The sequence below is a fragment of the Microbacterium oxydans genome (assembly GCF_006540085.1).
Lineage (GTDB): Bacteria > Actinomycetota > Actinomycetes > Actinomycetales > Microbacteriaceae > Microbacterium > Microbacterium oxydans.
Genome location: NZ_BJOG01000001.1, coordinates 901439 through 922227 on the forward strand (window position 1 = coordinate 901439; position 20789 = coordinate 922227).

Here is a 20789-nt window from a genome sequence, read left to right on the forward strand (position 1 = left end):
GGAGAAACCCCCGATCGAGGCCGAGCCCGGCCGATCTTCCACCGATTGGCCGCTCATGGCATCCGAATTTACGTTCCGCATCACGACGACCCGTTTCGACGAGGACTACTCGCCGTCGGACGACTCGCGCATCACCACGAACTTCGCCAATCTGGCGCGCGGCGAGCACCGTCAGCAGAACCTCCGCAACGCCCTGACGATGATCGACCGGCGGTTCAACGATCTGGCGCACTGGGACAACCCGAGCCGCGATCGCTACACGCTCGAACTCGAGATCGTCTCGGTCGCGATCCAATTCGCCACGGAGGGGGAGGATCGGGAGTTCCCTCTTCTCGAGGTGCTGGAGGTGACCATCGTCGATCGGTCGACGGGCACGCGCACTCAGGGCATCGTGGGCAACAACTTCTCGTCGTACATCCGCGACTTCGACTTCAGCGTGCGGTTGCCGGCGGCCACCGCGGCCGCGGGAGGCTTCACCGTTCCCGACGACTTCGGCGACCTGCACGGCAAGCTCTTCCAGCACTTCCTCGACTCCGAGGCGTACCGGGAGCGGTTCACGCTGTCGCCCGTCATCTGCATCAGCGTCTCGACGAGCAAGACGTACCGTCGCACCGAGAACCACCACCCGATCCTCGGTGTCGAGTACGAGCAGAAGGACGGCTCGCTGACCGACGAGTACTTCGGCAAGATGGGCCTCTCGGTCCGCTACTTCATGCCGCGAGGCAGCGTCGCCCCGCTGGCGTTCTACTTCCGCGGGGATCTGCTCAGCGACTACACGAACCTCCAGCTCATCGGCACGATCAGCACGATGGAGACCTTCCAGAAGATCTATCGACCGGAGATCTACAACGCGAACTCCGAGGCCGCGAGCATCTACCGGCCGACCCTGGAGCAGCAGGACTACTCGGTGACCAAGATCGCCTACGACCGGGAGGAGCGCAGCCGGCTCGCGGCCGAGCAGGGGCGGTACGCCGACGCGCATCTGATGACCCCGCACGGCGAGCTCCTCGAGAGGTGGGCCGTCGGCCGTTCCGCAGACTCGCTGGTGTCCGTCGGATGACGAACGGACGAGCCCCGATCATGCCCGAGATCCTTCCCACCTCCATCGTCGGCAGCCTGCCGAAGCCTTCCTGGCTGGCCGAGCCCGAGACGCTCTGGTCCCCGTGGAAGCTGGAGGGCGATGCCCTGGTGGAGGGCGTGCAGGACGCGCTTCGCCTCACTGTGCACGAGCAACGTCAGGCCGGCATCGACATCATCAGCGACGGGGAGCAGTCGCGCCAGCACTTCGTCACGACGTTCATCGAGCACCTCTCCGGTGTCGACTTCGACCAGCGGGAGACCGTGCGGATCCGCGACCGGTACGACGCCAGCGTGCCCACCGTGGTCGGTGCCGTGAGCCGCGAGAAGCCCGTGTTCGTCGAGGACGCGAAGTTCCTCCGCCAGCAGACCGACCAGCCCATCAAGTGGGCTCTGCCCGGTCCGATGACGATGATCGACACGCTCTACGACCGTCACTACAAGAGTCGCGAGAAGCTGGCGTGGGAGTTCGCGACGATCTTGAATCAGGAGGCGAAGGAGCTCGAGGCGGCCGGGGTGGACATCATCCAGTTCGACGAGCCGGCCTTCAACGTGTTCTTCGACGACGTGCAGGACTGGGGCGTGGCCGTGCTCGAACGCGCAGCCGAGGGTCTGCGCGCGGAGACCGTGGTGCACATCTGTTACGGGTACGGGATCAAGGCGAACACCGACTGGAAGGCGACCCTCGGCTCGGAGTGGCGGCAGTACGAGAAGTCGTTCCCGCTTCTGCAGCAGTCGAGCATCGACACCGTCTCGCTGGAGAGTCACCACTCGCACGTGCCCCTGGACCTCATCGAGCTCATCCGGGGCAAGAAGGTCATGCTCGGAGCCATCGATGTGGCGAGCCCCATCATCGAGACTCCGGAGGAGGTCGCCGATACCCTGCGGAACGCCCTCCGCTTCGTCGACGCGGACAAGCTCGTGCCGAGCACGAACTGCGGGTTGGCGCCGTTGTCGCGTGACGTCGCCCGCGGCAAGCTGCGGGCGCTCAGCGCAGGTACTGCTCTCCTTCGTGAGGAGCTCGGCTCCGCGCTCTGATAGCCTCGAGCTTCCGTGCAGCAACCTGAGGAGGTGGTACCCGTGAACGAACTCACGTCGGTGCTCCTCCAGGGAGACACGGTCGGGCGATAGGTCGTCCGGGAGCGCCGCTTCTTCGCCGCACTCCCGAGAGGTACGACCATGCATTTCACTTCACGACGAATCCTCGACGACCGCGTCACCGAGCGCACGTTCACACTCGGCGACGTCTCCGGCATCCTGTGGACGCCGCCCGCCGCAACGCCGACCGCTCCCGTCCCGCTCATCCTCATGGGCCAGCCCGGCGGCATCGGCATGCGGCGCATGTATCCGAGACTGGTCGCGCGTGCCCGCAACGCCAGCGCGCAGGGCTTCGCCGCCGCGACTATCGAGCTGCCGGGGGCAGGCGAACGCGCTCCACTGCCCGGCGCCGAGCTCGCCAGGGCCGACCTCGTTCGAGCGATCACCGCGGGAGAGAAGCCTTCCGCGGATGTCGTGGACCGGCTGATCCTCCCTCTGGTCGACCGGGCTGTTCCCGAATGGCAGGCGACGCTCGACGAGGCCCTCGGGCTTCCGGAGATCGGCGACCGGGTCGCGTTCTCCGGAGGGGTGATCGCGATCGGCACCCGCCTCGCCGCGATGGATGCACGCATCGTGGCCGCCGGACTCTTCGCCGGCAGCTTCGTCCCACGCTCGACGATGGCAGAGGCCCGACGGGTGACGATCCCGCTGCACGTGCTGCTCCAGTGGGACGACGAGGGCAACGACCGCCAGATGGCACTCGACCTGTTCGATGCATTCGGCTCGACGGAGAAGACGCTGTACGCCAACATGGGCGGCCACACCGGAGTGCCGGCGTTCGCCGGGGAGGACGCCGCCCGGTTCTTCGCCCGTCACCTCGGGGGTGCGTGAGGGCAGGAGGCCGAGTGATCTGACCGGGGCGCGGAGGCGAGGCGCTCGCCGAGGGGGAGGGATCCGGCGAACGCCCCGTCTGCACCCGATGCCTGCGAGCGCGGCCCCCCACGATCTCGCGCTACGACCGGAGCACGATCAGGATGCGCCTGATGGAGCCGGAATGCAATGCACTCCCGCGTTTAACGGCACAGTCTGGACAAAAGTCCCTGCCGAGAACCCCACGACCGTGGCGCCGGATCCGTCCGGACGGTTCCCGCTCCTGTCAAGGCCCGATACGTCGAGGACGGATCATCCTAAAGTCATCGAATGCCGCCCTTGACCCGACGGGTGGCAGGAGGACTCGCCGATGACCGAAGACTCTGCGCCCACCGACTCTGCGCCCACGCAAGAGCTGCTCGGCGGGCGCTATCAGCTGCGGGAGTGCGTCGGACAGGGCGGAATGGCCCGCGTGTACCGCGCCGACGATGTCCTGCTCGGCCGGACAGTGGCGATCAAGCTGCTGAACGGGGGGAGCGAGGGCGTTCCGTCCGAACGCGCGCGCAGCGAGATGACGCTGCTGGCCTCGCTCAACCACCCCGCGATGGTCACGCTCTATGACGCCCAACTGGTGCCGGGCAAAGCCGAGTACCTGGTGATGGAGTTCGTCGACGGCCCGACCCTCTCCGCCCGCATCGCCCAGGGCCCCGTGCCGCCGACCGACGTGGCCATGATCGCCGCGGATCTCGCCGAAGCGCTGCATGTGGTGCACGGTGCCGGCGTGGTGCACCGCGATGTGAAGCCGTCGAACGTGCTGCTCTCGCCCACCTCGCTTCCGGGGAGCCGTTCGGGCGCGAAGCTCGCCGACTTCGGTATCTCCGTGCTCGTCGACGATGCCCGGCTGACGTCGCCCGGTGTCGTGATCGGCACTGCTGCGTACCTCGCCCCCGAGCAACTCCGGGGCGCGCCTCCTGCTCCGGCGGCCGACATCTACTCCCTGGGACTCGTGCTGCTGGAGGCGCTCACCGGGAAGCGGGCGTTCGGCCAGGCGGAGGGGATCGGTGCGGCGATGGCGCGTCTCATCGAGGTCCCTGAGGTGCCGAGATCCGTGGGTCCGCAGTGGGCCGATCTGCTGACCCGGATGGTGGCGATCGCCCCCGAGGACCGGCCCAGTGCCGCTGCCGTGTTCGCCGCGGCGTCCATGCTCGCGTCTGCGCCGGCCATCCCGCCTCGCCCTCCCGTGCCCGTGATCGCCCCTCCGGTCCCGGCCACGAGTGCCGCTTCTGCTGCTGCCACCACCGCACCGACACTGCTCCTCTCCTCGAAGCCTTCGGACCGTGTGGTGCCCACGCGTCGCCCGACGCGACGGTGGGGAGTGATCGGCACCGCCGCTGCCGCGGTCGTCGCCGCCTCCGTGCTCGTGGGGGTGTGGGCGGCAGGTCAAGGGTTCGGAGACACCGGCGACCTGGAGACCGGCGATGTCGATTCCGTCGTCACCGAGCAGACGCCGGGAAGCTCGCCCTCGCCGGATCCGACACCGGATCAGGCTGACGCGCAGCAGGACACCTCCGGGACTGTCGTCCCCGTCGTCCCGGCTGAGAACACGCAGCCGACACACGTCGATCAGGTCGTCGATCAGACGAAGGACGAGCGCAAGGCGGCGGAGCAGGCGGCCAAGGACGAGCGCAAGGCGCAGGAGGAAGCCCAGAAGAAGGCCGATCAGGAGCAGAAGAACGCAGACAAGGAACAGGAGAAGGCGGACAAGGAGCAGGAGAAGCGCGACGCGAAGAACTAGTGCTGCCCGACCCGATCGGCCCACCCGACCCGATCAGCCCGCGGCGGCGCGCTCCCCGTCGGAGTTCGGCGTCCAGCCGTACCAGCCGCCGTCCGTGGCCATCACGGCCCAGTCGCCGCAGACGAAGACGGTCTTCGCCCTGTACGGATCGGGGGCGCCGTCGAGCGTCCAGGACGGCGCCGACTGCCGCTCGACCTCGGTGCAGGCATCGGCGAGGTCGGAAGCGCTGGTGAGGAGGATGACCGCGTCCTCGGCCTTCTCGACCGTCGAGGTGCGCACGGTGATCTGCGAGGAGTCTGCGGGAATCCAGTCCGCGTCGACCTCCGCCCCCTTCGCGAAAGCGGCCGCATCGTCGAAGGTGGAGGTGGACTGCTTGTGGACGATGCTGTCGAAGGCAGAGCATCCGCTGAGGGAGAGTGCGCCCACGACGATCAGGGCGGAGGCGGCGAGAAGCGGTCGTACGTTCATGCCCCCAGCCTCGCGGCTGTGACGCCCTCGCGGCATCCCTCGCGCGAGGTATCGGCGTACCTCGGACGGATGACTCGTGGGTCGTGTCGTGAGTCGTTCCGCGACGCTCGACGGTCCGGATGTCCCCCATGTGTGCGATGCTGGAGAGGACCACTCAGCGATCATCTCGGTCGCGCCTCTGGCACGGGTTCCCGTGGCGAAACAGAGGAGCGCCTCATGGGCAGGTTCATCTATGAAGGCGACGTCAAGACCGAGATCGAGGATCGTGCGCTGACGCACATCCAGCTCGTCATGACCGCGAAACTCCGTCGAGGCGAGCCGTTCGGTTTCAGCTGGAAGGAAGACGTCAGCATCGGCGGCGGACGCACGACCGTCTGGGTGCATGGCGGCAGCGCGCTCGTCTTCAAGTACAGCGGGAGTCGTCAGCCCTCGATCAATCGCGAGTGGATCGAAGCGCTTGCTTTCACCGCGAACTCGCCGAGCGGTCTGTATCTCGTGCCAGAGCCGGTGGACGCCGCGCCCCGCGAGCCGAACCGGGTGCTCGAGCGGGCGTGACCCAGAACGACGCATCCGCCCACGGTCGATTCGGCCGCGAACGGATGCGGTCGTCATCTGCCGGGGGTTCAGCCGCCGGACGGGTTCTCGAGCGGTTTCCCGTCTTCGTCGGTGGTCTCGTCCTCGAGCACCTCTTCGGTGTCCGGAGCGCCTCCCGATGCGGTGTCGGCCTCCTCATCGGAGCCGGGGGTGCCCTGGGTGTTCTTCGGATCGCTCATGCTTCTCTCCTCTCGTCGGGACTGGCGACGGTAGTCCTCGGTGCCGATCGGCGTCAGGGGGTTGACCGCGCGCGGGCGCAGGGGTGCTGATAATCTGCGGGCCATGCAGCCACCCGAAGACGAGCATCCTCGATCGGGCGGAGAGTCGGCCGACGTCGTCACCGCCGCGATCAAGGAGCGGATCTACGCCACCTTCACCGGCCTCGCCATCGTGCTCGTCCAGAACTCGAACGTCGAGCACACCAGCGCCGCGCGGGCGAGCATCACCCTTCTCGTCGGCATCGTCGCGATCGCGGTGGCCGGGTTCGTGGCAGAGCTCCTTGCCCACCTGGCCGTGCACGCGACCTTCCCTGATCGGCGGGAGTTCGTGCGGATGCTCCGCCTCACGAGCACGGCGATCGCCTCGGCGGCCATCCCGCTCCTTGTGCTCCTCCTCGCGGTGGTGGACTGGATCGAGCTGGGCACCGCTCTCACGATCGCCTCGATCGTCTACGTCGCCATCCTCGGGTTGATCGGGTACATCGCCGTCCGTCGTACCCGAGCGCCTTGGTGGAAGCAGGTGATCGCGCTGGGGATCCTGGTCGCCCTCGGCGGGCTGGCCATCCTCATCCAGCAGCTCGCCCACGGACACTGAGGGCTCTGCTCCCGCGTCGGGCGCCGGAACCCGAGAAATGTCCTGCTCCGGAGTAATCTCAGAGGATGGGAACTCTCGAGTACAACAGCTCTCGTCCTCCGATCAAGGTCGACGACGCGACGTTGGCGCACCTGAAGATCGTGATCGGCACCAAGCTGCGTCGACACGAGAGTTTCATGATGACGTGGCTGCCCGAGGAGAAGAACCCCGCCGGTCGTCTCACCATCTGGATGCACCCCGCGATCCCGCTGATCCTCGCGTTCGACGGCTCGTCCATGCCCGAGATCGACACCAAGCGGATCGAGCGCATGATGGAGCACCTCAACGCGCGCGGTGAGCTCGTCCTCGATCAGCTCGGCTGAACACGTCCGCTCGTCCCGCTTCCCTATAGTGGGGTCATGCGACGTCGCTCCGCCCTGGCCCTCGGTCTGTCCGCCGTCCTTCTGTTGACGGGGTGCGCCTCCGCGGTGGGCGACGGCTCCGCCGCGCCCACGTCCGAACCCACCGCCACGCAGAGCGCACCGCCCGCGGGAGTCGACGCAGCAGCCGAGGAGCAGGCACAGGCCTGGCTGGATGCGGCCGTCGTGCCGCCGGGGGCAGTGCGCGTGACCGAGAAGCCGGTCTCGTTCGGCTCGTACCAGGGGTGGCCGTGCCAGCCGGTCGCCCAGCTCGAGGGCTACTGGACCGTGGCCGACTCGACGGTTGCAGGGGCTGCGAACTGGTTGCGAGACAACCCGACAGCGGATCTCGTCAGCACGGCATCGGGCATGGCGTGGCCCGAGGATCCGAACCTCGACGGCGTGCTCATCGGCTACATCCCCGCCGACGAATCGCAGCAGGGCGTCGTCTACACCGTCGCGAAGATGGACTCGGGCGTCGCGATCCGGGCGGAGGTCGCGGCCCTCAGCGCTTCGGCGACGTGTCCTTCCCTCGCGCCCGGAGAGATGCTGGGCAAGCCGGGACAAGGCTGAGCGCCCCCGCGGAAGTCCGCGAAGGCGCTCCTCTCACCTGCTGAAGGCCGTCAGTCTTTGCCGGGGTTCTCGGCGTCGGTGCTGTCGTCCGTGCCGGCGTCCTTGTCCGTCGGCGGCACGGTCGGCGGGGTTCCCTTGCCGTCCTCGGCCCCGAGGTTGTCGTTGTCCTCCGGCCCGGGAGAGGGCTCGGTGCTGATGTCGTTCCGGTCGTTCGTGCTCACGGGAGCCTCCTTGGTCGCTGTGGGTTCTCGACGCGCGTCGACGTTCTCAGGGCAGGTCTTCGACGTCGATGCCGTCCTCGTCGCCGTCGCCGTCGCCGTCGTCATCGATGTCGTCGTCGGTCGATGGCATGTCCGGGTCGATGCCCTGGGCTTCGACCTCGGGGGTGTCGTCTGAGTGGTGCTGGGGATCTGACATGCGGTTCTCCGATCGATCAGTGGGCTGGACGACCAGTGTCGCCTGACTTCCGTGCGGTCCGTCTGCCCGTTGACAGGTGGGCGCCCGTGAGCGGACAATCCCGGTTGCAGCTCGGCGGGCGTGCGCTCGGGGGAAAGGGGGAGGGGTCAGCGGCGGGTGCGGGCTCGGGTCTTCGCGACGCTGGCGAGGGTGGCGCGGACGGGGGTTCCGAGGTAGAGGCCGAGCGAGGCACCGGAGGCCAGACCGATCCCGATCACGGCCGCATCGATGAGGGAACCGCCGGCGAGCAGCATCCCCGTCGACGTGCCCGCCGCGTGGACCATCTCGAGCAGGCCCTGGAACACGGCCACTCCGGGAACGAGCGGCACGATCGCCGCCGTGGTCACCGCGACCGAGGGGACATGCAGGTTTCGCGCGATCAGCATCCCGAGGAAGCTCGCCAGCAGCGCGCCCACCGCGCTCGCCGCCGCGGGGTGCAGGTTCAGCGCCACCGATCCCGTGTAGCCCGCGAGGGTCACGGCGCTCAGGAGCGCGCTGACCAGGATGATCCGGATGCCGGCGCCGTTGAACACCGCGACGGCGACCGCGATGATGATCGCACCGGCGAACTGGTTCACGGGCGGCCCGAACGGTGCGGGGTCGTCCGGGAGGTCCATCGTGAAGCCCAGGACGCCGCCGAGTTCGAGGCCGACGAGGATGCCGATCACCACGCCGAGGGTCTGCATGGTTAGATCCAGGATGCGCCCGCCTGCGGTGAGGGCGAAGCCGTCGATCGCATCCTGTGCCGCGCCGACCACCGTGAGACCGGCGAGCATCAACACGATGCCCGAGGCCACGATGATCGATGGGCGGATGCCGACGAACGGCTCGATCCCCGCGGTGCCGAGCGCCGAGACCACCACGGCCACGATCGTCGTCACCAGGCCTCCCGCGATCTGGCTGAAGAACAGGGGGACGCGGAGTCGCGCGAGCCCGGCCTGGGTCAGGGCTGCGCACAGCGCGGCGACGAATGTGAGTCCGACGATGATCGGTGCGGCACCGAGCATGATGCTGACCCCGACCGCGAGCAGAGCGCGCGCGACGATCACGACCGGCTGCTGGTAGCGGAACGGCACACGCCGGATGGCACGGAACGTGGTGCGGGCGGATTCGAGGTCGAGGCCGCCGTCGATGTCGGCGACCAGGGCCTGCACACGCTGCAGCTTCGCGTGGTCGGGCGCGGTCACCCGCACCACCCGCACCAGGGTCTCGGGCCAGACCTCGCCGCTCAGGTGGAACGACACCGTGATGGAGTTGTACGTGACGTCGACCTGCACGCCGCGCATCCCGTAGGCGTCGCACACCCGCGTGATCGCGAGCGTGACCTCGTGCGCGGAGGCGCCGACGGCGAACATCGACTCCCCGATGCGCGTCGCGAGGTCGAGCACGCGGGGGACCGTGCGCTCGTCGATGACGGGCATGGCCTCGGTGTGCGCGACCGCTGACGGATCGGTGTGCAACAGGCGACGTACGGAGGAGAGCAGCGGCCGGCGGGAGTTCGCGGACATATGGTCCATTCTCTCGCCGGTGCCGCCGATCGCGCGGAAGACTGTCCGGTCCTCCGCGACCCGAACGCGGAGGACCGGCGAAATCGAGTGAGCGGGTGCGCAGACGCACCCACCCCCGAGCCGCCGCCCGGACCCGAGAGAGAATCCGAACACGCCGCCGGTTCGACCGACGTAGAGCGCTGAAGCGGCTCTTCGTGTCGGCCACGATACGCGGGAACCGCGGCAACACTGCCATCGGGCACCCTCCCTTGACGTTAACCCCGACGCGCTGGTATCGACGTGGTGAGCATAGTTAGCGTCTGAGAGGGCCGCGATGCAACCCCCTTGGGTGTGCTGCGCCGATCGTGGCACCGTCGCGGATATGAAACTCGTGTCCTATGCAGGCCAACAGGTGGTCACGACCGATGACGTCGCCGACGCGCTCGTCGCGCTCGCCGCCGCCATCGCGAGCGAAGGCGAGTCGGCGGCGCTCCGGCTCCCGATCGTCATCGATGGGAAGAAGGATTCCGCCGATCTGATCGTCGGCGTCGGCAACGACCTCCTGGTCGGGCCGCAGACCTCCGACGGCGACGATCCGGACTTCTCCGACGAGGCAGCGGAGATCCGACGCCACCCCCTCTTCCCCCAGCGCGCCACCGGGGATGAGGATGAGGATGATGAGATCGGGATCGCGTCGATCGACTTCGACATCGACCACGGGGCACGTGCGTAGCGCACCGACGCGACCGCTGTAAAGGGGAGCGCGTAACGGATACCGTGCGCCTAGTCTGCTGAGGTGCCGAACTCCGCCCTGCCCGATCCCGACGTCCTCTGGGCATGCGTCGAGGAGGGTTTCCATGTCGGGAGCCGCCGCGGCGACTTCCTCGGATACATCGACAGGCAGCCGGACGGCGAGTACCGCGCGTTCGATGCCCGATCACGGTCGCTCGGCGACTTCCCGACCCTGCGGGCAGCGACCGCCGCGGTCGAGCAGCTGACAGACGCGGCATCGTCCGAGATCCACGACGGCGAGCAGGGGGCCGCGCTGTGAGCTCGGCTTCGGCCACCGGTCTGGTGTCGCTCGTCTACACCAGCACGGCGGCACAGCCGTTCAGGGAGACCGCGCTCGAGCAGCTGCTCGCCGTGTGTCGTCGCCTCAACGACGGGCGCGGCATCACCGGCATGCTCCTTCACCGAGACGGTCGCTTCATCCAGGTGCTGGAGGGGCAGGCGGACACGATCGCCGGCCTCGTCGACACCATCCGCCGTGACTCCCGGCACCGCGACCTGCGCGTGCTCCTGACGCAGTCGATCACCGAGCGCCGCTTTCCGGACTGGACCATGGGGTATCGCGCCCTGCACGTCGGCGAGAGCCGCCCTTCGGGCTTCCGGGACTCGTTCGCCGACCTGGACGCCGGTGCAGACGTCGACACCACGCTCAGGGCACTGAACGAACTCACGCTGTGGTTCCGGGTACGGGCGCGCGACTGAGCACGCGTCAGCAGGCGCTCAGCCCCGGGCGAAGATCTCGGGATGCGCGTCGATGAGCTCGGCCTGCTCGGTCCAGGAGAGCCCCACGATGCTGAGCACCACGCGCACGACGGTCGCGTCGGCGTCGGTCGTGGTCAGCCGCAGCTCGCGCAGCGTGGCCCTGGCCGTCTCCTCGATCAGGAAGGCGAGCAGTTCAGGGGGCATGTCGCCGCGGAAAGCTCGCGATCCCACCCCCACTGCGGTCAGGTCGCGGATGCGTCGTCGCAGCGGAGCCAGGGCGCGGACGGTGTCCGCCAGATGCGCGTCGTCGAGTGCGATGTTCGCCGAAGCGCGCACGGCCGAAGCCTCCCGCCAGAGCCGAGTCGCCATCCGCGCCAGGGTCACGCGCGGATCGGACTCGTCCGTGGTCTCGGCGATCGCGTTGAAGCGCTGCGCCCCCACCGCGATCACCTCGCGCAGCAGGCTGTCGCGGTCGGCGAAGTGGCCGTAGACGGCTCGGCGTGTGAGACCCGCGGCCTGCGCGATCGCATCGAGGGAGGCTGTGGGATTGGTCGCGAGCACCGATTGCGCCGCCCGCAGCAGGGACTCTCGGTTGGCCAGGGCATCGCGACGCCGGCGCGGAGCCGGAGCGGCGGTCTCCTGCCCGTCTCGCGGAGTCGCGGTGCTCACGACATCACCTTGGTCGAGGCGAGGGCATCGACCAGTTTGCGGTTGTAGTTCACGAGCGGTCGCCGCAGCACGAGACCGAGGAGGAGAGCGGGGACGATGAACAGCGCGAGAGCACCGAGCGACCACCAGAAGTCGCCCTGATAGATGCCGGCGATCGCCGAGCGAACCATGTTCACCGCGTAGGTCGCGGGAAGGAAGGGGCTGATGCTCTGGAACCAGTCCGGCAGCAACTGCAGCGGGTACGCGCCGCCCGAGCCCGAGATCTGGATCACCAGGAGAAGCACCGACAGCGCCTTGCCCGCGTTGCCGAACGCCACGACCGCGGTGTAGACGATCAGCGTGAACACGGTCGAGATCGCCCACCCCGCCAGGATCAGCAGCAGCGGATGCGCCGGTTCGATCTGCACGAACAGGATCAGTCCGAGCGTCAGGAGCGTGCTCTGCGCGAGGCCCACCAGACCGAAGACGCCGTAGCGGCCGAGGTACTTCTGCGTGGGGGTGAGCTCCGGCCGGTCGGGCAGCGTCTCGGCGTTCACGTCCGTGCGGATCGTCACGGTCATCAGAAGAGCGCCCACCCACAGGGCGAGGATCATGTACAGCGGAGCCATGGCCGCGCCGAAGCCTGCCACGGGGAACACCGCCGTGCGGTCGAGACGCACGGGCTCGGCGAGCGAGGTCGCCAGCACACCGGGGTCCGCGCTGATCAGGGCACTGAGGTCACCGGTGTCGGCGGCTTTTCCGATGGACTGCTGCACGCCGTCGAACCTGTCGGCCAGGGAGTTCAGCGCCGCCGACAGCCCGGTCGTGGCCTCCTGGGCACGGGACAGGGTGGACAGTACGGAGTCGGACGCCCCGGACAGACCCGACGTGATGCCGGACAGGTCGGAGCGGATCGCCGAGACGTCGGAGCCGATCTGCGCGAGCGTCGACGAGAGGGCGTTCAGCTTCGTCTTGAGCCCGTCGTCGTACGCGGTTCGCGCGTCGGCGATCGCCTTCTTGGCGTCGGCGATCGCGGCGCTGATCTCCTGGTGGGAGCCCTGCGCCGCGTCGTTGCCGGCCGCGATCTGCGTCGCCGTGTCCTGGAGCCGCTGCTGCAGGGCCTGCTGGCGCGCGATCGCCTCGTCGAGTCGGCTGATCACCGCGTCGAAGTCGGACTGCGCGGAATCCGGCAGGTTCGGTCCGACCTGGGTCTCCAAGGTGTTCTTCACGGCCTGGTACTGGTCGATCTGCTGCTGCACGCGCTCGGCGAGCGTGGTGATCGCCTGCACCTGGCTTCCGCTGAGCGAGTCCGCGCCGGCGTACAGCTCGTCGATGCGCTGACCGACGGCGTCGTAGCTGCTCGACGTCGCCGCGAGGGCGTCCGCCAGCGACTGCGCGGCCGTCTGCAGGGTCGACTTGAGAGCGCCCGCCGCATCCACACCGCTGCCGAGGGCGCCAGAGGTGTCCTTGAACGCATCGCCGGCCGAACCGACCAGGCCAGAGGCGCTTTCCAACAGAGGACGACTCGCCTCGAGCAGAGCGGTGAACGTGTCGGCGGTCGTCGCCCCGGACCGCAGTTGGTCCCCGACGCTGCCGAGTCGCGCCTCGATGCGGTTCAGCGCCGCCTGCGTGTCGTCATCCGTGAGATAGTCCGACATCGATGAGACGAGGCCGAGCGCCACATCGCCGAGCGTCTGGGCGAACGTGTCGCTGATCGCGGACGACACCCCTTCCGCACCCTGCCCCGTGATCTTGGGGGCCAAGGCGTTCTTCTTCTCGTTCGTGTAGAGCGCGATGTGCGTGCGGTCGCCGCCGTCGGCGTAGAACGTCAGCATGTCGGCACTGAAGGTCTCAGGCAGCACGATCGCGGCGTAGTACTCGCCCGACTTCGTCCCGTCGATCGCATCGTGCTCGTCGGTGATGACCCAGTCGAGCTGGTCGTTCCCGCGCAGCTGGGAAAGCACCTGTTCGCCGACGTTCACGCGGATCGGCACGAGATCGCTCTCGTACCCGGCATCCGTGCTCGCGACAGCGATCTTCAGATCCTTGGTGTTGGCGAACGGGTCCCAGCTGGCGATGACGTTGAACCACGTGAACAGCGAGGGGATGACGACGAGGCCGAACAGCACGATGCAGGCCATCACGTTCTGGGTGGCGTGACGCACGTCGCGGCGCGTCAGATCCAGGATGTTCTTCACGCGCGGTCCTCCCCTTCGGCTCGCTCGGCGGTGTCTTGTTCTGCGGTGTCTTGTTCTGCGGTGTGTTCTTCGGCCGTGTCGTCTTCAGTTATGAGTTCGGGCGCGGTGTCGGGTTCGGCGGTTCGGCGCTCTGCGGGTCGGCCCTCAGCGGTGGCGGATGCGGAGCTGTCGGGCTCGGGGGCCGGGCCCTCGGGCTCCTCGACCGACTCCGTTTCTCCTTCCGGCTCGAACCACTCGGTGAGCAGCGCGTGTGCCTCGGCACCCGAAGCCGTCTCGGTGTCGGCAGCGGGCGCGGTGTCGGCAGCTGTCTCGGTATCGGCAGCGGGCGCGGTCATGGTGAGCGGAGCGGTCGTGGACACGTCGTGGGCAGCGGTCCCCACGGGCAGGGCCGCGTCCCGGACTGCGGGTCCGGCGAGCGCGAGGCGGCGCAGCTCGGTGTCGTCGAGCGCCGCGACCTCGGCACCGTTCTCGAAGCTGTGCTTGATGTATTCGATGGCGACGAGGAATCCGATGACGAGGAGGATCCACAGGGTCCACAGGCCCAGCAGCAGGGCTTTGGATCCGGGGAGAGCCCAGGTGAGGACACCGAGCACGACGAGGCCCGCCACCCCGGTGAGCACCGTGCTCTTCAACAGCATCGGGTACCGGCGCGTGAACGGTTCGGCGCGCCGTGCCAGATCGTCGCGGTAGTCGCTGCGGTTCGAGAGGGCTCGGATCACGTCGGTGAGCCGGTATCCGTTCCCGACGACCTGCACCTTCTCGCCGATGAGCAGGTCGGTGGCGAGCACCTGTCGGTTGAAGAGCAGGGTGAAGTTCGCGAGACGGCGGCGCAGGACGAGTCCGATGAGGAAGGCGAGCACCACGAACACGGCGAGGGCGCCGAGGAAGCGCCAGTAGTGACCGTCGTAGAAACCGCCGATGGTCTCGCGCATCGCGTCGATGCCGTAGGAGAACGGCAGGAGCGGATAGATCGCGCGGAAGAAGCCTGGCATCAGCTCGATCGGGTACAGGCCGGAGGCGCCGGGGATCTGCATGATCACGAGGAGGATGCACAGTCCGCGGCCGACGTGCCCGAACGCCACGCACAGGGCGTAGACGATGCTCACGTAGGCGAGGGCGATGAGCACACCCGTGCCGACGAAGGCGAGTGCGCTGACCGTCTGCACCCCGATGATGAGGTTCCCGGTGCACACGATCAGCGCTTGGCCGACGGCGAGCGTCGCGAAGAGGAAGAAGCGGCCGAAGTAGGCCTCTCGCACCGTCACACCCTCGACCCCCTCGGTGTCGACCTCGACGCGGAAGATGACCATGAGCACGAAAGCGCCGATCCACAGCGACAGGTTCGTGAACAGCGCGGCCATCGCCGAGCCGTAGGTGTCGACGGGGAACACCAGGTGCTCGTCCACCTCGACCGGGGAGGATATGAACTGGGCGATCTGCTCGGGCTCCAGGTCGGTGAGGGTGCCGAGCAGACCCCATTCGGATGCGGCGTTCAGCGCGACCACGTCGGTGCGCGAGGTCTGCAGGCCCTGTTCGATGCCGGCGAGGTCGCCGTCGAAGCTCGTGAGTGCCGCGGAGGTCGCGACGAGCTGTGAGTCCAGTCCGCCGAGCAGCTGGTCCGCCTGGGCGAGTACACCCTTCTGCGCATCCAGTGCGGCGGAGAACGAGCCGACGCTCGCCGACAGCTGCGCCATGGCGCTGTTCAGCGCGGGGACGGTGCCGGTGAGGATGTCGCGCATCGAGGACGACGCGTCCCTGGTGTCCTGCATCGCGCGGTCCACGGCATCGGCCGTCGCCTGGATCGAGCCGACGGTGTCGGCGGCGCCGGCCTTGAGGGTCTTCAGGTCGGCGAGCAGCTGCTGGTCGGTGGCGTTGCGCTCCTGCAGGGAGGCGATCACCTCGGTCAGGCGCTGCTTCGTGTCCTCGCTGAGGTCGGTGTCGTCGAGGAGCGCCTGCAACCGGGCGGCTGCCGCCTCGTTCGCCTTCAGCACGGTGGAGACGTCGTCGATACCGGCATCGATGCGCACGCCTGCTTGCTCGAGGCTCTGGGTGAGGCGCGTGATGGAGACGTTCGCCTTCGAGGAGGCGTCGGCGAGCAGGGTCGTCCCCTGCAGGAACGCGGTGGTGGCGCTGTCGGTGAAGGTGATCACCTCCTTCTGCGTCTCGGCGATGATCGACTGCGTCTGGGCGAGCGATCTCTGTACGTCGCCGAGGGTCGTGTCGACGTCGCCGAGGGTGCTCCGTGCGGACGAGAGCGTGTTGCGGGAGGAGGCGAGACCGTCCTGCGTCTCGGCGAGGTTCTCTCGAGCCGAGGCGAGTGTCTGCGCTGCCTGGTCGAAGGCGTCGAGGGTGTTGTCCCTCGCGTTCAGCAGGCGGAGCTCGGTGGAGTCGCCGACCTCTTTGAGGGCGTTCGTCGCCGCCAGGGCGACCTGCTCCTTGAAGGCGCTCGTGACCTGCTTGTCGAGCTCGGAGGCACCGACATCCGTGATCTTCGGGGCGATCGCCCCGGCCTTCTCGTTGACGTAGTACTTCAGCGCCGGCTGGGTGAAGTCGTCGCTGGTGATGCTGATCAGGTCTTCGCTGAACGATGCCGGGATGACGATGGCGGCGTAGACGTCGCCGCTCTTCACGGCCTCCTGGGCTTCGTCCTCGCCCATGAACGTCCACCGGAGCTGGTCGTTGTCCTCGAGCTGTGTCGTGACCTGCTCGCCGATGTCGATGTGGCCGGTGAGATCGGAGGTGGCTCCCTCATCGAGATCGACCACCGCCACGCGGATGTTCGCCGTATTGGCGTAGGGGTCCCAGAACGCGTTGATGTTGAACCACGCGTACAGGGCCGGCGTGATGAGCACGCCGATGATGATGATCCACGCCTTGGGCACGCGGGAGAGTCTCTTGACGTCGCGCTTGTAGACCCGCCAGCTCTGTTTCACAGGACGAGTTTACACATTACGTGCACACCAACGTGCAAGTTAGCTGAAGAAACGGCGTCGCGCACATCAGTCGAGCGTGGTGACGGTCATCTCGTTGGTCGCGGTATCGCACATCGTCAGCTGCCACGACGGTGCGCCGTCCTTCATGACGCGCGCCATCTCGACGATGAGCGGACTCGGATAGGTCTCACCCGAGAGCTGGGCCGCGCTGTAGGCGCTGCTGCCGTCCATCTGCTGCTCCGCTGCGGTGAGCTCGGTCTCGCCCGTGGCGATGACCTCCAGCGTGCGGACATCGACCAGGGACTCCTTGCCGAAGCTCGGATCGTCGACCGGCTCGCCGAACATGTCGTGCCGGGTGTCGGCGCTGCGCAGGCGCCAGACGAAATCCCCGTCGACCCACTCGAGGCGAAGGCCGACGATGCGCCCGCCGATCGCCTCGGACTCCCCGGGGAGGGATTCGAGGAAGTCGGAGGGCCACGAGACCTCCGCCGGCAGGCAGGTGCCGGGGAAGCCGTCGCCGACGGCCGTCGGCGCGCTCGGGATCGCGGCGGAACACCCGGCGCACGCCAGGACTCCGGCGAGGAGGAGCGCGCTCGCGCGCAGGCGGGGGGAGCTGGGCATCGGTGCCTCCATGGTCGGTGGTGCGCGTCGTGATCGGCCGCTGACGGGCCGCGTCGTCGCGCTCCTGGGATCCTAGCCGCGGGCTCTCGCCCGGTCAGCGGCGACAGGTCTAGAGTCACCCCATGAACGACATCGCACTGATCACCGGCACTTCATCGGGCATGGGGCTGCACGCCGCCGTCGAGCTGGCACGGCACGGGCTGCACGTCGTCGCCACGATGCGCGACACGGGGAAGGCCGGAGCGCTGCGGGAGGCGGCGGCCGTGGCCGGCGTCGAGCTCGACGTGCGCGCCCTCGACGTGGTCGACCACGAGGCGGCGGCACGTCTGGTGGCCGAGGTCGAGGCCGAGCTCGGCGGCATCCGCGTGCTGGTGAACAACGCGGGGCAGGGGAGCGTCGCCACCGCGGAGCAGCTGACGATGGCTCAGATCCAGGCGCAGTTGGACGTGAACTACCTGGCACCGGTCAACCTCGCCAAACTCGTGCTGCCCGGCATGCGCGAGCGCGGCACCGGTCGCATCCTCACCGTGACGAGCGTGGGCGGGGCCGTCGGGCAGCCGTTCGCCGATGCGTACTGCGGGGCGAAGTTCGCCGTGGAGGGATTCATGCAATCGCTGGCGGTGGTCGCCGAGCGCTTCGGCGTGGGGGTCAGCGTGATCGAGCCGGCCGCAGTCGCGAGTGCCTTCGTCGAGAACGCCGTGCGTCCGGAAGGCGGTGGACCTTACGGCGCGCTGTTGGATGCGTACATCGCACGGACCGCCGGCGCCTTCGCGAACGCGCAGACAGCGGAATCGGCAGGGTCCGCCATCGCCGCCGCAGCGCTGGCGGACGAGTACCGGTTCCGTTGGCAGAGCTCGGAGGGGGCGACGCGATTCGTCGGCGTCTCGCTCGCCGACACCGACGGCGGCGCGGTGCTCGACTTCACCCGCCCGTGGATCGCCGCGGGCTGATCACCGCGCCGCCACCTGCTGCGGGATCAGCCCGCGCAGCTCCGCCGCCGTGACGTCGGCGCCGAAGGCGCGTGTGCCCGGCTGCAATGCGGCTCCCGATGCCAGGGTGTCCATCACCACCGGATCGAAGCCGAGCCTGTCGATGAGCGCCGCGACGACGGCGGTGTCCGAGGCGTCGTCCCCGGCGATGGCGATCGCCTTCCGTCCCGGCGCTCCTGCCGGTCGGGCCTCGTCTTCCAGGTCATGGTAGCCCATGTGGTTCAGTGCCTTCACGACGCGTGCGTCCGAGAGGTGCTCCTGCACCAGCTCGCTGGTCGAGGTGCGCGGATCGCTCAGATCGTCGCGGATGCCGTCGGTCTCCCACCAATAGTTCATGGCATCGAGCACGAGCGTGCCGCGCAGCTGCTCGACCGGAAGGGTGCGGTACTTGCCGAGCGGGAGAGCGAGGATCACGGCGTCCGCTCCGGCTGCCGCCTCCTCGGCTGTCGTCGCGACCGCACCGGGGGCGAACACGTCGACGGTCAGGGCGATGCGCTCCGGAGCGCCGGAGCCGGCGATGAGCACGCGGTAGCCCGCAGCCAGCGCCAGGCGTGCGATCGTGGTGCCGACCTTGCCGGCGCCGAGGATCCCGATGGTCTCGATCGTGTCGTTCATGACGCTCTCCTTCAGGCGTGGACGGCCTTGCCGTCCTTCGTGATGCGGGCGAGACCGGGGTCGGCGAACGCGCCCTCTCCCGGGTCCTCCGCGAGCAGTTCGCGCACGCGCGGCGCGACCACCTCCCCGAAGAGACGGATGCTGCGCTCCCGCACATCCTTCGGCAGGTGCATGATGTCGTACTTCAGGTCGAACCGCGACAGGTGGTTGCTGCGAACGGCCGCCGCGACCTTGTGCGCGACCGACTCCGGGGAGCCGACGTAGAGAGCGCCGGTGTCGACCTCCTCCCGGTAGCGCTCGAGGGTGGGTGCATAGAAGCCGCGCTCCTTGCTCATCTGCGTCACGACCGGCTCCCAGAACTTCCAGTGCACGTTCTTGGCCTCGTCGTCGGTGTCGGCGATCAGGCCGATCGAGTGCTGCCCGATCGGGAGCTCGGGCCGACCGAACTGCTCCAGCGCGCGCAGGTACAGGCGTGCGTGCCCGGCGAACCGCTCAGGACGACCGCCGATGATCGCCATCATGAGGGGCAGTCCGTGCTCGGCGGCACGGATGACGGAGTCGGGGCTGCCGCCGATGCCGATCCACGCGGGGATGCCGCCCTCCGGCATCCGAGGGTGCAGTCGCACGTTGTCCAGGGGACTGCGGTAGGTGCCGTTCCAGGTGACGCTGTCCTCCCGCATCAGGCGCAGGAACAGGTCGAGCTTCTCCTCGAAGATCTGCTCGTACTCCGCGATGTCGTAGCCGAAGAGGGGGAACGACTCGATCGCCGATGCGCGCCCCAGGATGAGCTGCGCTCGGCCGTTCGAGATGCCGTCCACCGTGGCGAACTCCTGGTACAGCCGCACCGGATCCTGCGTCGACAGCACGGTCACCGACGTGCCGAGCCCGATCGTCGACGTCGCCTGCGCCGCGGCAGCCAGCAGTACGGGGGTCGCGGAATCCACCTGCCCCTCGCGGTAGTGCTCGCCGATGCTGAACACGTCGAGGCCGACGGACTCCGCCAGCTGCGCCTCGTCGATGAGCAGCCGTACCGTCTCGCCGTCGGACATGACCCGGCCTGCGTCCGTCGCCACCTCGCCGAAGGAGTTCAGTCCGAACTCGAGTTCCTTCATGTCCGCCACGACCTTTCTCGCGTCACCGGCCACTCCGGATTGACGTGTCAATAGGCTGCAACCGTAGGATTGACACATCAATTCCCGGGAGGTCGCATGACCGACGAACGTCATCGCCGTACACCGACACCCGAGCAGCTGCGCGTCTGGCGAGGCTTCGTCGAGACGTCAGCGACGCTGCGGGAACGACTCGCCGCCCGACTGCAGACGTCGTCGGCGCTCTCCACCGGCGATTACCAGGTGCTCCTCGCCCTGAGCGAAGCGCCAGGACACACGGCGCGGTCGTCGGAGCTCGCTGCCCTCATCGACTGGGAGCGCAGCCGCCTCTCGCACCACCTCGGGCGGATGGAGAAGAGGGGCCTCGTGCGACGGGCGCCACGCGCCGATGGGGTGCACGGGGTCGAGGTGCACCTCACCGACGAGGGCGCCGCCGCGTTCCGGTCCGCGAACGTGCCGCACCTCCGCGCCATCCGCGACGTGTTCGTCGACGCGCTGTCCCCCGAGCAGCTCGCGAACCTCGACGACATCACCTCCGCCCTGCGTCGGCACCTCGACCTCGACCTCGAGAGCGAGGACGGGGACGACGGGCCGGGTCGGCGGTAGCGCCGATCAG

24 protein-coding genes are annotated in these 20789 nt (G+C 68.5%); 13 read left to right on the plus strand and 11 right to left on the minus strand.

Annotated features, from left to right (window positions below):
• Nucleotides 1-55 precede the first annotated feature (55 nt).
• From MOX01_RS04275 to MOX01_RS04290, 4 genes are all read left to right on the plus strand, one after another.
• Nucleotides 56-1060 (plus strand): DUF1852 domain-containing protein, encoded by a 1005-nt coding sequence (locus tag MOX01_RS04275; RefSeq protein ID WP_058630750.1) that lies wholly within the window; start codon nt 56-58, stop codon nt 1058-1060.
• Nucleotides 1061-1080: 20 nt separating this feature from the next.
• The gene (locus tag MOX01_RS04280; RefSeq protein ID WP_058630749.1) at nt 1081-2115 is read left to right on the plus strand and encodes a methionine synthase; all 1035 of its coding nucleotides are present in this window, start codon (nt 1081-1083) and stop codon (nt 2113-2115) included.
• Nucleotides 2116-2256: 141 nt separating this feature from the next.
• Entirely contained in the window at nt 2257-3006 is a 750-nt protein-coding gene (locus MOX01_RS04285) for a dienelactone hydrolase family protein (protein WP_141368512.1), read from the plus strand.
• A gap of 349 nt (nt 3007-3355) precedes the next feature.
• On the plus strand, nt 3356-4780 hold the full coding sequence (locus MOX01_RS04290; protein ID WP_141368514.1) for a serine/threonine-protein kinase: 1425 nt from the start codon (nt 3356-3358) through the stop codon (nt 4778-4780).
• Between the two features lie 33 nt (nt 4781-4813).
• Here the strand turns inward: MOX01_RS04290 and MOX01_RS04295 are convergent, their stop codons facing one another.
• The gene (locus MOX01_RS04295; protein WP_141368516.1) at nt 4814-5248 is read right to left on the minus strand and encodes a hypothetical protein; all 435 of its coding nucleotides are present in this window, start codon (nt 5246-5248) and stop codon (nt 4814-4816) included.
• Nucleotides 5249-5464: 216 nt separating this feature from the next.
• Between MOX01_RS04295 and MOX01_RS04300 the strand changes: the two genes are divergently transcribed.
• Nucleotides 5465-5803 carry a DUF7882 family protein gene (locus MOX01_RS04300; RefSeq protein WP_141368518.1) on the plus strand — a complete coding sequence of 113 codons (339 nt, stop codon included), beginning with the start codon at nt 5465-5467 and terminating at the stop codon, nt 5801-5803.
• Nucleotides 5804-5871: 68 nt separating this feature from the next.
• On the opposite strand, the gene MOX01_RS19080 is transcribed toward MOX01_RS04300, so the two are convergent.
• Nucleotides 5872-6021 (minus strand): hypothetical protein, encoded by a 150-nt coding sequence (locus MOX01_RS19080; RefSeq protein ID WP_170224116.1) that lies wholly within the window; start codon nt 6019-6021, stop codon nt 5872-5874.
• Between the two features lie 103 nt (nt 6022-6124).
• On the opposite strand from MOX01_RS19080, the gene MOX01_RS04305 reads away from it, so the two are divergent.
• From MOX01_RS04305 to MOX01_RS04315, 3 genes are all read left to right on the plus strand, one after another.
• A complete protein-coding gene (locus tag MOX01_RS04305; RefSeq protein WP_141368520.1) occupies nt 6125-6655 on the plus strand; it encodes a hypothetical protein in 531 nt (176 codons plus the stop codon).
• Nucleotides 6656-6720: 65 nt separating this feature from the next.
• A complete protein-coding gene (locus MOX01_RS04310; RefSeq protein WP_058630721.1) occupies nt 6721-7017 on the plus strand; it encodes a DUF7882 family protein in 297 nt (98 codons plus the stop codon).
• Nucleotides 7018-7053: 36 nt separating this feature from the next.
• Nucleotides 7054-7626 carry a hypothetical protein gene (locus MOX01_RS04315; protein WP_141368522.1) on the plus strand — a complete coding sequence of 191 codons (573 nt, stop codon included), beginning with the start codon at nt 7054-7056 and terminating at the stop codon, nt 7624-7626.
• Nucleotides 7627-7676: 50 nt separating this feature from the next.
• Here MOX01_RS04315 and MOX01_RS19085 read toward each other — a convergent pair whose 3' ends face one another.
• From MOX01_RS19085 to MOX01_RS04320, 3 genes are all read right to left on the minus strand, one after another.
• On the minus strand, nt 7677-7847 hold the full coding sequence (locus MOX01_RS19085; protein ID WP_157543558.1) for a hypothetical protein: 171 nt from the start codon (nt 7845-7847) through the stop codon (nt 7677-7679).
• A 46-nt stretch (nt 7848-7893) separates the two neighbouring features.
• A complete protein-coding gene (locus MOX01_RS19090) occupies nt 7894-8043 on the minus strand; it encodes a hypothetical protein (RefSeq protein ID WP_170224118.1) in 150 nt (49 codons plus the stop codon).
• Between the two features lie 146 nt (nt 8044-8189).
• Entirely contained in the window at nt 8190-9590 is a 1401-nt protein-coding gene (locus MOX01_RS04320; RefSeq protein WP_058630719.1) for a threonine/serine exporter family protein, read from the minus strand.
• A 361-nt stretch (nt 9591-9951) separates the two neighbouring features.
• Here MOX01_RS04320 and MOX01_RS04325 point away from each other — a divergent pair, with 361 nt between their 5' ends.
• The 3 genes from MOX01_RS04325 (at nt 9952) to MOX01_RS04335 (ending at nt 11060) form a co-directional block, all read left to right on the plus strand.
• Nucleotides 9952-10302, plus strand: a complete 351-nt coding sequence (locus MOX01_RS04325) for a hypothetical protein (RefSeq protein WP_058630718.1) — start codon at nt 9952-9954, stop codon at nt 10300-10302.
• Nucleotides 10303-10365: 63 nt separating this feature from the next.
• Entirely contained in the window at nt 10366-10620 is a 255-nt protein-coding gene (locus MOX01_RS04330) for a hypothetical protein (protein ID WP_046747623.1), read from the plus strand.
• Nucleotides 10617-11060, plus strand: a complete 444-nt coding sequence (locus tag MOX01_RS04335) for a BLUF domain-containing protein (protein WP_113680136.1) — start codon at nt 10617-10619, stop codon at nt 11058-11060. Before MOX01_RS04330 ends, MOX01_RS04335 begins: the two co-directional genes overlap by 4 nt.
• 18 nt (nt 11061-11078) lie before the next feature.
• Here MOX01_RS04335 and MOX01_RS04340 read toward each other — a convergent pair whose 3' ends face one another.
• The 4 genes from MOX01_RS04340 to MOX01_RS04355 form a co-directional block, all read right to left on the minus strand.
• The gene (locus MOX01_RS04340; RefSeq protein WP_141368524.1) at nt 11079-11729 is read right to left on the minus strand and encodes a TetR/AcrR family transcriptional regulator; all 651 of its coding nucleotides are present in this window, start codon (nt 11727-11729) and stop codon (nt 11079-11081) included.
• A complete protein-coding gene (locus MOX01_RS04345; RefSeq protein WP_141368526.1) occupies nt 11726-13906 on the minus strand; it encodes a YhgE/Pip domain-containing protein in 2181 nt (726 codons plus the stop codon). Before MOX01_RS04345 ends, MOX01_RS04340 begins: the two co-directional genes overlap by 4 nt.
• Nucleotides 13903-16839: a YhgE/Pip domain-containing protein gene (locus tag MOX01_RS04350; protein WP_141368528.1), complete on the minus strand. Its 2937-nt coding sequence runs from the start codon at nt 16837-16839 to the stop codon at nt 13903-13905. The genes MOX01_RS04345 and MOX01_RS04350 overlap by 4 nt, the downstream gene beginning before the upstream one ends.
• Nucleotides 16840-16905: 66 nt before the next feature.
• The gene (locus MOX01_RS04355; RefSeq protein ID WP_058630715.1) at nt 16906-17460 is read right to left on the minus strand and encodes a P-loop NTPase family protein; all 555 of its coding nucleotides are present in this window, start codon (nt 17458-17460) and stop codon (nt 16906-16908) included.
• 122 nt (nt 17461-17582) lie between these two features.
• Here MOX01_RS04355 and MOX01_RS04360 point away from each other — a divergent pair, with 122 nt between their 5' ends.
• On the plus strand, nt 17583-18410 hold the full coding sequence (locus tag MOX01_RS04360) for an SDR family NAD(P)-dependent oxidoreductase (RefSeq protein WP_058630714.1): 828 nt from the start codon (nt 17583-17585) through the stop codon (nt 18408-18410).
• On the opposite strand, the gene MOX01_RS04365 is transcribed toward MOX01_RS04360, so the two are convergent.
• Complete coding sequence (locus MOX01_RS04365) at nt 18411-19064, minus strand: NADPH-dependent F420 reductase (protein WP_061015057.1); 654 nt, start codon at nt 19062-19064, stop codon at nt 18411-18413.
• A gap of 11 nt (nt 19065-19075) precedes the next feature.
• On the minus strand, nt 19076-20176 hold the full coding sequence (locus MOX01_RS04370) for an LLM class flavin-dependent oxidoreductase (RefSeq protein WP_141368836.1): 1101 nt from the start codon (nt 20174-20176) through the stop codon (nt 19076-19078).
• Nucleotides 20177-20272: 96 nt separating this feature from the next.
• Here MOX01_RS04370 and MOX01_RS04375 point away from each other — a divergent pair, with 96 nt between their 5' ends.
• The gene (locus tag MOX01_RS04375) at nt 20273-20779 is read left to right on the plus strand and encodes a MarR family winged helix-turn-helix transcriptional regulator (protein ID WP_141368530.1); all 507 of its coding nucleotides are present in this window, start codon (nt 20273-20275) and stop codon (nt 20777-20779) included.
• The last annotated feature ends 10 nt before the right edge of the window (nt 20780-20789 follow it).